Origin of the sequence: Streptomyces durocortorensis, assembly GCF_016901035.1 — a bacterium.
GTDB classification, from domain to species: Bacteria; Actinomycetota; Actinomycetes; order Streptomycetales; family Streptomycetaceae; genus Streptomyces; species Streptomyces durocortorensis.
Window position 1 is genome coordinate 1 of sequence record NZ_JAFEUF010000029.1, and the last position, 11,362, is coordinate 11,362.

Genomic DNA, 11,362 nt, shown 5'->3' on the forward strand with positions numbered 1-11,362 from the left:
CCGAGGGCGGGGTGGCCGTAGGCGTCGGGGGCGTACGCGTCGTGGGCACGGCCGGGAACGGCTGGAGGACCGGCGGGGGCGTCGGTTCGGGGCGGGCCGTGGTGCGCCCGTCCTCGTGGCCCGCGTCGATCAGCCCGGCCGCGGCTCCGATCGCCACCACCGCCGAGGCGACGGCGAGCAGGGCGTGCCGGCGGGCCGCGCGGCGGCGTTCGCGGTGAGCGGTGCGGCGTCGTACGCGGGTGCCCGGCACTCCTCGATCCCCTTTTCCGGCACCGTTGTTCGCCCGTTCCGATGAACCTCGGACCGGTCGGCGCCGTGGCGAGCCTATGGCTGGGACGCTCCGCGCATGACGCAGATCGAGCAGTCCGAAGTCCCGCCCGGTGCCGCCGCGTTGCCGACAGGCGACTCCCGAGTGATCGAACGTATGCGGGAATTGCGTTCCCGGTGGCCGTCCGGCGACGGGGTGGCCGTCTTCAACGCGGCCTATCTGGAGGTCGTCGAGCGGGCCGGCCCGGGCCTCGGCAGGGGCGGGGTCGACGACCGGGAGGGCGCCGCCCTGCTGGGCGTGCGCTGCGCCGAGCGCTATCTGGCGGCCGTGGAGACGGCGACGGCGGCCGGCCGGCCGCCGGAGTGCTGGCGTCCGTTGCTCCCGTACCGCCGCCATCCCGGCGTACGACCGCTGCAGTTCGCGCTCAGCGGTCTCCAGGCGCACGTGGGCCACGACCTGGTCCTGGCGGTGGTGGACACCTGTCGTACGCTCGGCTGCGATCCGCCGGACCTGGAAGGGGAGTTCGAGCGCGTGGGCGATCTCCTCGTGTTGCTGGAGGAGCGGATCCACGACGAGCTGATGCCGGGACCGGACCTCCTGGAGATCGCGGATCCGCTGACCCATCTGGTGAGTTCCTGGAGCCTGGAGCGGGCGCGCGAGGCGGCCTGGTCGGCGGCCCGGGTGCTCTGGCGGCTGCGCGGATTCCCTTCGCTGGCCGAGGAGTTCCGGCAGCGGACCGACGCGGGCGCGGGTTTGGTGGGGCGGCTCCTGCTCACCCCCTGCCGCTGACACCCGCGTCGGCTCCCCACCCCCGCGCCCGGCCGTCCCGGATCAGTCCTCCGGAAGCTCCACCGGCGCGATCTCGTCGAAGACGTCGCCGGGGCCGGGGTTGGTGCCGTCCGTCGCCCCGCCGAACTGGTGCATGACGCCCCACACGGCGTTGAGCGCGGTCTGCACGGCGCCCTCGGCCCAGCCGGCCGTCCAGGAGATGTCGTCCCCGGCGAGGAAGATGCCCCGCTTGTCCTCGGGCAGCCGGTCCTGCATGAAGTGGGTGAACAGCCGCCGCTGGTAGCGGTAGTGGCCGGGCAGGTTGGCCTTGAACGCGCCCATGAACCAGGGCTCGTTCTCCCAGGAGACGGTGACCGGGTTGCCGATGATGTGGCTGCGGATGTCGACGTTCGGGTAGATCTCGCCGAGCGACTTGAGCATGACCTCCATGCGCTCCTTCGGGGAGAGCGGCAGCCACTTCAGGCTGTCGTCGCACCAGGTGTAGGAGAGGCAGATGACGGCGGGCCTGTCCGGCCCGTCGTCCAGGAGGTACGTCCCCCGGGTCATCCGGTCGGTGAGCGTCATCGACATCGTGTCGCGGCCGGTGGTCTCGTCCTTGTCCAGCCAGAACGGGCGGTCCACCGGCACGAACAGCTTGGACGACTCCATGTAGTGGGTGCGCTCCATCGCCGTCCAGTGGTCGATCGGGAAGAGCGCGTCATCGCAGTCGATCTTGGAGAGCAGCAGCCAGGACTGGCCGGTGAAGACCGCGGCCCGGAACGTGCGGATGTCGCCGGTGGCGTCGGTGACCGTGATGCGGTTGCCCGCAGTGCGGGTCAGCCGGGTCACGGCTCCGCGCGGCTCGCCGTCGTGCAGGGAGGAGAGCGAGGTGCCGAGCGGCCAGTGGACGATCTTCTGCGGCTCCCGGTCCCACAGGCGCAGCGGGAGCTGCTGGCTGCCGCCGACGATGCCGCGGTGGTGGTCGTCGGCCTCGGTGTAGACGACGCGCAGGATCTCCAGGATGGAGTTGGGGAAGTCGGTGTCCCAGCCGCCGGTCCCGAAGCCGACCTGGCCGAAGATCTCACGGTGCCGGAACGACTTGAAGGCCTCGGACTCGCAGAGGAACCCGTAGAAGGTCTGGTTGTCCAGCCGCTCGACGAGCTGCGACCAGATCTCCCGGATGCGCGGGACGTCGCGCTCGCGCAGCGCCCGGTTCATGTCGGAGAAGTCGGCGCCCTCCTCCAGACAGGCGCTCCAGGCCTCGGCCACGTCGCGGTAGACCTGCGGGAGGTCGTCAATGGTCTCGGCGTAGTGCGACTCGCCCTTGAGGTCGACGACGGTCGAGGGCGTGGCCGGGGAGAGCGGGTTGGGGAAGGGCTGGGTCTGCAGGCCCACCAGGTCGATGTAGTGCTGGAGCGCCGTGGAGGACGGCGGGAAGCGCATGGCGCCCATCTCGGCGGTGAGGTCGCCGTCGCAGCCGTCGAAGCCGACCGTGCGCAGCCGGCCGCCGATCTGGTCGGCCTCGTAGACGACGGGCTTGAGGCCCATCTTCATCAGCTCGTACGCGGCGATGATCCCGGAGAGCCCGCCGCCGATGACGGCGACCTCCTGGCCGTGCTCGGTCGCCGGTATCTGCCCGAGTCCCGCCGGGTGGGCGAGGAAGTCGTCGTACGCGTAGGGGAAGTCCGGCCCGAACATGGTGATCGGCGGGGCGGCCGCGTCGGTGTGCTGGACGGCGTTGGGCACCGTGGACGTCATGGGGTACGGACTCCTTGCGCGGTACGGAAGTTCGGGGAGGGAAGAGGGCTCAGGCGAGGGAGCCGTAGAGGCCGGGGCGGCGGTCTGCGAGATACGGGTTGGCGGCGCGCGAGGCGGCGAGGAACTCCGGGTCCACCTCGCCGATGACGAGTTCCTCGCCCCGTCCGGCGCGGGTGCGGACGGTGCCGTCCGGGCCGGCCAGGCAGCTGAGCCCGACGAACTCGAACTCACCTTCCGGGCCGACCCTGTTGACGTACGCCACGTACATCTGGCTCTCGAAGGCCCGTACGGGGACGACGGATTCGGCGACGAACTGGAAGGGATGCATCTGCGCCGTGGGCACCAGCAGCAGATCGGTGCCGGCCAGGGCGTGCGCCCGGACGTTCTCCGGGAACTCGACGTCGTAGCAGATCAGCAGGCCGATACGGATGCCGTCCAGGTCGGCCTGGACGACGGTCTGCTCGCCGGGTGTGAACCACTCCTGCTCGAAGCAGCCGAAGAGGTGGGTCTTGCGGTAGTTCGCCAGCCGGACGCCGTCGCGGCCGATGAGCTGGGAGGCGTTGAAGATCCGCTCCCCGTCGCGCTCCGGGTAGCCGTAGAGGACGGCGAGGCCGTGGCGTACGGCGATCTCGGCGATCGCCTCGGCGCCGGGGCCGTCCGCGGTCTCGGCCAGCTCGGGGACGGCGTCGCCGATGGCGTATCCGGTGAGGAACAGCTCGGGTGCCACCAGCAGGCGGGCCCCCGCCTCGGCGGCCCGGGCGGCGGCCTCCTCCAGCGCCTTCAGGTTCTCGGCGACGGCACCGGGCCGTCCGGAGCTCTGGAGCAGGGCGGTGCGCAACGACGGCATGGCTGACCTCGGGCGGTGCGGGCGGGGTGGGGAGACGTATCGAAGGTACGTGGCCCGGATCGGCCCGGACAAGGCGCGAGTGTTGCGCGTCGACCGTTGATTCGTTGCGCTGGAAGGGGCTGTGGCGGCGAATCGTTGCGTCCGGCATCTCCGCAGGTCAGCGGGGTGATGTGCGCCACCGGTTTCAGGCCGGCGGGGCCTCCGCGGAGTACCGGCGCAGCAGCGGCGAGAGCACCAGCACCGACTTCGTGCGCTCCACGTACGGCTCCCCCGCGATGCGCTCCAGGACCTGTTCGAAGTGGCGCATGTCGGCGGCGAAGACCTGCACCACCGCGTCCGCCTCGCCGGTCACCGTGGAGGCCGAGGCGATCTCCGGGTAGCGGGCGAGGCCCTGTTTGATGGCGTCCGGAGAGGTGTTGCGGCTGCAGTAGATCTCGATGAACCCCTCGGTCTCCCAGCCGAGCGCCGCCGGGTCGACCCGCACGGTGAAGCCGGTGATCGCGCCCTCGGCGCGCAGCCGGTCGACGCGGCGTTTCACGGCGGGGGCGGAGAGGCCGACGATCGCGCCGATGTCGGCGTAGGAGCGCCGGGCGTCTTCGGCGAGGGCGTGGACGATGCGTTCGTCGAGGTCGTTCAGGCGCACGTCGGGCGGGTCACTTCTCTGCGGTGGGTCGGCTTGGGGGTGGCGGCGTGTGCCGCCGCCTCCCGCAGTAGACCACGGGCCGCCGCCCTGGGCATGCCCGGTGCGGCGGGGCAGGCCGTCAGAAGAGGATCAGAAGGGGAACTGCGAGCGGCCGTGCTGGATGGAGATCCACTTCTGGGTGGTGAAGGCCTCGATCATCGAGTCGCCGTTCAGCCGGCCGAGGCCGGAGCTCTTCTCGCCGCCGAAGGGGACGATCGGCTCGTCGTGGACGGTGCCGTCGTTGATGTGGATCATGCCGGTGTGGATGCGCTGCCCGATCCGCACCCCGCGCTCGATGTTGCCGGTGTGGACGGCGCCGCTGAGGCCGTACGGGGTGTCGTTGGCGATCCGGACGGCCTCGTCCTCGCCGTCGAAGGGGATCAGCAGGGCGACGGGCCCGAAGATCTCCTGCTGCAGGACGGGCGAGTCGGCGGCGAGGCCGGTGAGCACGGAGGGGCTGACGAGGTTGCCGTCGGCGCGGCCGTGCAGGAGGGCCGTCGCCCCGGCGGCAACGGTCTGGTCGACGAGCTTGGAGACCGACTCGGCCTGCGAGGAGTTGATCAGCGGGCCGATCTGGGTGGCCGGGTCGGCGGGGTCGCCCACGGTGAGGGATGCGACCTTGGCGACGAACTTCTCGGTGAACTCCGCCTCGACGGCGCGGTCGACCAGGATGCGGTTGGCGGCCATGCAGACCTGGCCCTGGTGGACGTACCGGCTGAAGACCGCCGCGTCGACGGCGTAGTCGACATCGGCGTCGTCGAGCACGATCAGGGCGCTGTTGCCGCCGAGTTCGAGCACGGCCTGCTTGAGGTTCTGGGCGCAGACGGTGGCGACGTGGCGGCCGACCTTGTCCGAGCCGGTGAAGGAGATGACCTGCGGGACGGGGTGCTCCAGCAGGGTGTCGCCGATCTCCGCGATGTCGGTGATCACGACGTTCAGCAGCCCGGCGGGCAGTCCGGCGTCCTCGAAGATCTTGGCCAGCAGGGTGCCGCCGCAGATCGGGGTGTTCTGGTGCGGCTTGAGGACGACGGCGTTGCCGAGGGCCAGCGCGGGCGCGACGGACTTGAGGGAGAGCAGGAAGGGGAAGTTGAACGGGCTGATCACGCCGACGACCCCGACCGGCACGCGGTAGACGCGGTTCTCCTTGCCCTCGGTCGGCGAGGGGAGGATCTGTCCGGCGGGGCGCAGGGCCAGCTGGATCGCCTCGCGGAGGAACTCCTTGGCCAGGTGCAGTTCGAATCCGGCCTTCAGCCGGGTGCCGCCCAGCTCGGCGACGATCGCCTCGGCGATCTCCGGCTCGCGCTCCTCGACGAGGTGCAGCGCCTTCTCCAGGACGGCCCGCCTGCTGTACGGGTTGGTGTCCGCCCACGCCTGCTGCGCGCGCTCGGCGGCCCGGTAGGCCTGGTCGACCTCGTCGGCGGTGGCGACCGGGATCGAGGCGAGCTTCTCCCCGTCGAACGGGTTGAAGTCGATGATGTCCCAGGACCCCTTCCCCGGCCTCCACTCGCCGTCGATGTACTGGTGGGCCAGGTCAGTGAAGAAGGACATGAGATCCCTTACCGCAGAGAGGCAGGCAGCTGAGTGCGCTTCATATTACTTATATCTCAACAGAGTTGAAGCGCACTCCCGGCCACCTCACGAGCCCCGGAAACGCCTCCGCCCCCTCCGGCACGAAGCAGTGGAGAGGGCGGGGGGGTTGGGGTGAATACGGGATCAACTCCAGCTGGCGTGCAGCGGCTTGCCCTCGGCGTAACCGGCGGCGCTCTGGACGCCGACGACCGCCTTCTCGGCGAACTCCGCCAGGGAGCCCGCGCCGGCGTAGGTGCAGGAGGAGCGGACGCCCGCGATGATCGAGTCGATCAGGTCCTCGACGCCCGGGCGGGTCGGGTCGAGGAACATCCGCGAGGTGGAGATGCCCTCCTCGAAGAGCGCCTTGCGGGCGCGGTCGTACGCGGACTCGTCCGAGGTGCGGTTCTTGACGGCGCGGGCCGAGGCCATCCCGAAGGACTCCTTGTAGAAGCGGCCGTCGGCGGACTGCTGGAGGTCACCGGGCGACTCGTACGTCCCCGCGAACCAGGAGCCGATCATCACGTTGGACGCACCGGCGGCGAGCGCCATGGCGACGTCGCGCGGGTGCCGGACGCCGCCGTCCGCCCAGACGTGCTTGCCGTGCTTCCTCGCCTCGGCCGCGCACTCCAGGACGGCGGAGAACTGCGGGCGGCCGACGCCGGTCATCATCCGGGTGGTGCACATGGCGCCGGGGCCGACGCCGACCTTGATGATGTCCGCGCCCGCCTCGATCAGGTCGCGCACACCCTCGGCGGCGACGATGTTGCCCGCGACGATCGGGACCTGCGGGTCGAGGCCCCGCACGGCCTTCACCGCGCTGATCATGGATTCCTGGTGGCCGTGGGCGGTGTCCACGACGAGGACGTCGGCGCCCGCGTCCAGGAGCTGCTTGGCCTTGCCGGCCACGTCGCCGTTGATGCCCACAGCGGCCGCGATGCGCAGCTTGCCCCCGGCGTCGGTGGCGGGGGTGTAGAGCGTGGCGCGCAGGGCGGCCTTGCGGGTGAGGATGCCGACGAGGCGGCCCTCGGCGTCGACCGCGGGGGCGAGCTTGCGGTTGGCGCCGTCGAGCCTGGTGAAGGCGTCGCGCGGGTCGATGTCCGCGTCCAGCAGCACGAGGTCCTTGGTCATGACCTCGGAGAGCTGGGTGAAGCGGTCCACGCCGGTGAGGTCGTGGTCGGTGACGACGCCGATGGGACGACGGTCGGCGTCGACGACGACACCCGCACCGTGGGCGCGCTTGGGCAGCAGCGACAGGGCGTCGGCGACGGTCTGGCCCGGGGCCAGCTCGATCGGGGTGTCGAGGACGAGGTGGCGCGTCTTGACCCAGGAGATGACGTCGGTGACGACCTCGATCGGGATGTCCTGGGGGATGACCACGAGGCCACCGCGGCGGGCGACGGTTTCGGCCATCCGGCGGCCCGCGATGGCGGTCATGTTGGCGACCACGAGCGGAATGGTGGTGCCGGTTCCGTCCGGCGAAGAGAGGTCCACGCCCTGGCGGGAACCGACCGCCGAGCGGCCCGGGACCATGAAGACGTCGTCGTAGGTGAGGTCGTACGGGACCGCGGGGGACTCTGTGTAGCGACCGGTGCCCGGCTCAAGAAAACGCATAACACTCATTTTTTCATACGAAACGGTGCAGGTCGTTTCCACGAAGACACAGCAAAAGACCCCCGCCTTCGTCCGTTCCTCCAAAGAGCGTTCCGAGGAGGCGGCCGGGGGCCCCGGGCAAGTGCAACCTGCCTTACCCACGGACTCTACCCGAACGGGATTCGAATCATTCGTGATCACCATCCCTGGACCGGGTGACAAGGGGTCAGGTAGCTTCAAACCCGCAGGTCTCGGGGGTGTCGGAAGCGTCGATCCGGCTCGTCGGCAACCCTGGGCACACCGTATGACCGGAGAGGATCCCGATCCGCCTGTGGACAGCGAACTGCCGGACATCTACTGCCCGTTCCCGCAGCGGACCAATCCGCACGTGGGACACACCCGGGGGCATCTGGACGCCTGGACCAGACAGACGGGTCTGGTCCACCGCGAGTCCGCGAGGAACCGATTCGAACAAGCCGATTTCGGGGCGTTCGTCGGCATGGTCTACCCGACGGCCGACGAGGAACACCTCGATCTGGTGGCCGACTGGTTCGTCTGGCTCTTCCTGGTCGACGACCAGCTCGACGACGGCCACCTCGGCCGTTCACCCGACCGGGTGAGAGATGTCGTCGACCGGATGCGCGCGGTGGTCGACGGCTCCGCCCCCGAGCCGCTGCCGGGGGAAGAGGTCCCGGCCGCCGTGACCGCCCTGGCCGATCTGTGGAAACGTACGACGCCGAACGCGGCCCCGCACTGGCGGACCCGGTTCGCCTGGCATCTGGTCACCTACCTCACGACCGCCACCGCCTGGGAGGCGGGCAACCGCGCCGAGGACGTGGTGCCCTCGGAGGAGACGTACATCGCCAAGCGGCGGCACACCGGGGCCATCCACGTCTGCATGGACCTCATAGAGATCGTGGCGGGTATCGAGGCCCCGGAGTCGCTCCACAACGACCCTCGCTTCATCACCGCCCTGGAAGCCGCGTGCAACCACGTCTGCTGGGCGAACGACGTGTACTCCTTCGAGAAGGAGCAGGTGCTCGGCGAGATCCACAACCTCGTCCACCTGGTCCGCCACCACCGGGGCTTCGGCGAGCAGCAGGCACTGGACCATGTCGCGGAGCGCCTTGCCATGGAGACCGAGCGGTTCCTGACCGCCGAGGACGAGCTCCTTGAGTTGTATCCGGAGCTGTCCGGGCTGCTGGTGCCCTATCTCGACGGGATGCGGAGCTGGATGCGCGGCAACCTGGACTGGTCGCGCCAGACACCCCGCTACAACCCCGCCGACGTGGGGCAGTACGAGGAGCCCGAGGAGTACCTGGAGGAGACCGTGCTGGGCGTACCGCCCGCGCGTACCGAGTCGGTCGCCCCCGCCCCGTGCGCGGCGAAGGCCCCTCCGGCGGGCTGAGCGAACGTACCGAGGGCCGGACACCCGCGTGCGGTGTCCGGCCCTCGGCGCGTTCCGGCCGGCGTCACTCCCCGTCGGGGTCGGCCCGCTCCAGCGCCGGGCGGACACCGGCCGCGGACTCGGTGAGCAGGTAGTCGGCCGCGGCGGTGTCCGTGACCAGGCTGGTGACCAGGCCGGAGCGGAGCACCGCGCCGATCGCCGCCGCCTTGCGCTGGCCGCCCGCGATCGCGACCACCTCGGGGATCCGGCGCAGGCGGTCCGCCTCCACGGTGATGCAGCGCTCCCCCAGGTCGCGGCCGACCCGGCGGCCGTCCGAGTCGAAGAGGTGCGCGGACATCTCGGCGGCGACGCCGAGCGAGGCGTAATGCGCGCGCTCCGCGTCCGAGAGCATGTCGTGGACCGTGGAGATGCCCGGCTCCCAGGAGCCGATGGAGACGGCGGCGACCGTCACCTTGTCGAAGTACTCGAAGGCGCGGGCGATCCCGGTCTGGTCGCGCAGCGCGGCCGCCGTCGCGGGGTCGGGCAGCAGCATCGGGGCGTAGATGGGGTGCGCCTCGCCACCGGACACCTGGGCCGCCCGGCGGACCGCCTCGACCGAGCCGCGCTCGGCGGTGCCCGCGTCGTACACCCCGGTCAGCTGGACGACCGTGCAGGGCGGGAGCCGGTCGAGGGCGGCCGCCATGTGGATGGTGGAGCGGCCCCAGGCCAGGCCGAGCACATCGCCCTCGGCCACCAGCTCGCCCAGGAGGTCGGCCGCGACCTCGCCCAGGTTCTCCGGGTCGGGGGCGTCTTCCTGTTCCTCGGCCGGGGACTCCACGACCACCGCGTGCCGCAGCCCGTAACGGGCGCGCAGGGCGTCGGAGCGTTCGGCGTCCAGCTCGGCCGGTACCCGGATCTCGATGCGTACGAGATCGCGTTCGAGGGCGGTCTCCAGGACCCGGGCCACCTTGAAGCGGCTCACGCCGAACTCCTCGGCGATCTGGATCTTGGACTTGCCCTCCAGGTAGAACCGGCGGGCCATGGCCGCCGCCTGCACCAGCTCCGCGGGGCCCATCCGCATGGCTGACCGACCCGCCGAGATGCCAGACACCGCGATCTCCTCACTGCTGTTCACACGCCCGATACGCCGTTCATCCTGTCAGATCCGGCGATCCTTGATCGGTCCTGTCGGACCGCGTTCATCTGCCCTTGGTTCAGTGTCCGCACGCCCAGGGGGCGACGGCCGTGACCGCGTCCGCCTGGGCCCGCAGCTCCCGCACCGCCGCCGCCGGGTCCGCCGCCCCGTAGACCGCGGATCCGGCCACGAAGACGTCGGCTCCGGCCTCGGCGCAGCGCTCGATGGTGGTGGCCGAGACCCCGCCGTCGACCTGGAGCCACAGTTCGAGGCCGTGCTTGCTGATCAGCTCCCGGGTACGGCGGATCTTCGGCAGCATGATGTCCAGGAAGGCCTGCCCGCCGAAGCCCGGCTCGACCGTCATGATCAGCAGCATGTCCAGCTCGGGGAGCAGGTCCTCGTACGGCTCGATGGGCGTCGCGGGCTTGAGCGCCATCGAGGCGCGCGCCCCCTTCGCCCGGATCTCCCGCGCGAGGCGCACCGGAGCCGCCGCGGCCTCCGCGTGGAAGGTGACGGAGCCGGCCCCGGCCTCCACGTACTGCGGGGCCCAGCGGTCCGCGTCCTCGATCATGAGGTGGCAGTCCAGCGGGGTGTCCGTGGCCTTGCTGAGCGCCTCGACGATCGGCACGCCGAGGGTCAGATTGGGCACGAAGTGGTTGTCCATGACATCGACGTGGAGCCAGTCCGCGCCCTCGACGGCCTTCGCCTCCTCGGCGAGACGCGCGAAATCGGCGGACAGGATGCTGGGGTTGATCTGCGCCATGACCCAAGCCTGCCACGTCTGAGGCCGGTTCCTCGCCTCGATGCCCTTCGAAGCCTCACATGGCCATCACAGTCCGCACATTCTGCGCATTTTGCCAGCGCTTTACTTTTCTTTTGCCGTACGGGCAGGCCCGCTGACGCGGCGATATTCAGCCGGTCCGGCGCAGCAGAGCCAGATACATCGCGTCCGTGCCGTGCAGATGCGGCCAGAGCTGGACGTCGGGGCCCTCCCCCAGGGCGGAGACCCCCGGCATCAGCGGACGGGCGTCGATCCACTCCGCCTCCGCCGGCTCGCCGCCGCGCCCCTTGAGCACGTCCTCGACGACCACCCGGGTCTCCGCGAGATGCGGCGAGCAGGTGGCGTAACCGACCACGCCGCCGATCCGTACCGCCTTCAACGCCTCGCGCAGCAGGCCGCGTTGGAGCGGGGCGAAGGCCTCCAGGTCCTCGGCGCGACGCCGCCAGCGGGACTCCGGGCGGGGGCGCCGCGCGCCCCGGCCGGCGCCGGGGCCGGCCATAAAGATGAGGGCGGAGGTGGCGGGGCGCCCCCGCGGGCGGGGTCCGGGGGCGGGGGTGACCGGGGAAGGGGCGGGGGT

The 11,362-nt window shown here is 71.0% G+C and carries 9 protein-coding genes and 2 pseudogenes; 2 read left to right on the plus strand and 9 right to left on the minus strand.

Features of this window, described 5'->3' with window-relative positions; genetic code table 11:
- A pseudogene (locus JS521_RS08785) lies at positions 1–250 on the minus strand (glycoside hydrolase family 6 protein); the annotation flags it as partial.
- A 96-nt stretch (positions 251–346) separates the two neighbouring features.
- Between JS521_RS08785 and JS521_RS08790 the strand changes: the two are divergent.
- Positions 347–1,057 (plus strand): DUF5995 family protein, encoded by a 711-nt coding sequence (locus JS521_RS08790; RefSeq protein ID WP_205082162.1) that lies wholly within the window; start codon positions 347–349, stop codon positions 1,055–1,057.
- Positions 1,058–1,099: 42 nt separating this feature from the next.
- Here the strand turns inward: JS521_RS08790 and JS521_RS08795 are convergent, their stop codons facing one another.
- From JS521_RS08795 to JS521_RS08815, 5 genes are all read right to left on the minus strand, one after another.
- A complete protein-coding gene (locus JS521_RS08795; protein WP_205082163.1) occupies positions 1,100–2,794 on the minus strand; it encodes a flavin monoamine oxidase family protein in 1,695 nt (564 codons plus the stop codon).
- A gap of 49 nt (positions 2,795–2,843) precedes the next feature.
- A complete protein-coding gene (locus JS521_RS08800; RefSeq protein ID WP_205082164.1) occupies positions 2,844–3,641 on the minus strand; it encodes a carbon-nitrogen hydrolase family protein in 798 nt (265 codons plus the stop codon).
- A 184-nt stretch (positions 3,642–3,825) separates the two neighbouring features.
- Positions 3,826–4,284, minus strand: coding sequence for an Lrp/AsnC family transcriptional regulator (locus JS521_RS08805; protein WP_003970382.1), 459 nt, complete (start codon positions 4,282–4,284; stop codon positions 3,826–3,828).
- Positions 4,285–4,413: 129 nt separating this feature from the next.
- On the minus strand, positions 4,414–5,871 hold the full coding sequence (locus JS521_RS08810; protein WP_205082165.1) for an aldehyde dehydrogenase family protein: 1,458 nt from the start codon (positions 5,869–5,871) through the stop codon (positions 4,414–4,416).
- Positions 5,872–6,036: 165 nt separating this feature from the next.
- Positions 6,037–7,503: a GuaB1 family IMP dehydrogenase-related protein gene (locus JS521_RS08815; protein WP_205082166.1), complete on the minus strand. Its 1,467-nt coding sequence runs from the start codon at positions 7,501–7,503 to the stop codon at positions 6,037–6,039.
- Positions 7,504–7,813: 310 nt separating this feature from the next.
- Between JS521_RS08815 and JS521_RS08820 the strand changes: the two genes are divergently transcribed.
- Positions 7,814–8,890: a terpene synthase family protein gene (locus JS521_RS08820; protein WP_205082167.1), complete on the plus strand. Its 1,077-nt coding sequence runs from the start codon at positions 7,814–7,816 to the stop codon at positions 8,888–8,890.
- A 64-nt stretch (positions 8,891–8,954) separates the two neighbouring features.
- On the opposite strand, the gene JS521_RS08825 is transcribed toward JS521_RS08820, so the two are convergent.
- The 3 genes and pseudogenes from JS521_RS08825 to JS521_RS08835 form a co-directional block, all read right to left on the minus strand.
- Positions 8,955–9,950: a sugar-binding transcriptional regulator gene (locus tag JS521_RS08825; RefSeq protein WP_205082191.1), complete on the minus strand. Its 996-nt coding sequence runs from the start codon at positions 9,948–9,950 to the stop codon at positions 8,955–8,957.
- Between the two features lie 133 nt (positions 9,951–10,083).
- Positions 10,084–10,767, minus strand: a complete 684-nt coding sequence (gene rpe / locus JS521_RS08830) for a ribulose-phosphate 3-epimerase (protein ID WP_205082168.1) — start codon at positions 10,765–10,767, stop codon at positions 10,084–10,086.
- Positions 10,768–10,915: 148 nt separating this feature from the next.
- A pseudogene (locus tag JS521_RS08835) lies at positions 10,916–11,362 on the minus strand (rRNA cytosine-C5-methyltransferase); the annotation flags it as partial.

What these genes read in the sequence shown, in the direction of transcription:
- JS521_RS08790 (WP_205082162.1), top strand. Translation starts at nt 347, where the DNA reads ATGACGCAGATCGAGCAGTCCGAAGTCCCGCCCGGTGCCGCCGCGTTG.
- JS521_RS08795 (WP_205082163.1), bottom strand. Translation starts at nt 2,794, where the DNA reads ATGACGTCCACGGTGCCCAACGCCGTCCAGCACACCGACGCGGCCGCC.
- JS521_RS08800 (WP_205082164.1), bottom strand. Translation starts at nt 3,641, where the DNA reads ATGCCGTCGTTGCGCACCGCCCTGCTCCAGAGCTCCGGACGGCCCGGT.
- JS521_RS08810 (WP_205082165.1), bottom strand. Translation starts at nt 5,871, where the DNA reads ATGTCCTTCTTCACTGACCTGGCCCACCAGTACATCGACGGCGAGTGG.
- JS521_RS08815 (WP_205082166.1), bottom strand. Translation starts at nt 7,503, where the DNA reads ATGCGTTTTCTTGAGCCGGGCACCGGTCGCTACACAGAGTCCCCCGCG.
- JS521_RS08825 (WP_205082191.1), bottom strand. Translation starts at nt 9,950, where the DNA reads ATGCGGATGGGCCCCGCGGAGCTGGTGCAGGCGGCGGCCATGGCCCGC.
- rpe (WP_205082168.1), bottom strand. Translation starts at nt 10,767, where the DNA reads ATGGCGCAGATCAACCCCAGCATCCTGTCCGCCGATTTCGCGCGTCTC.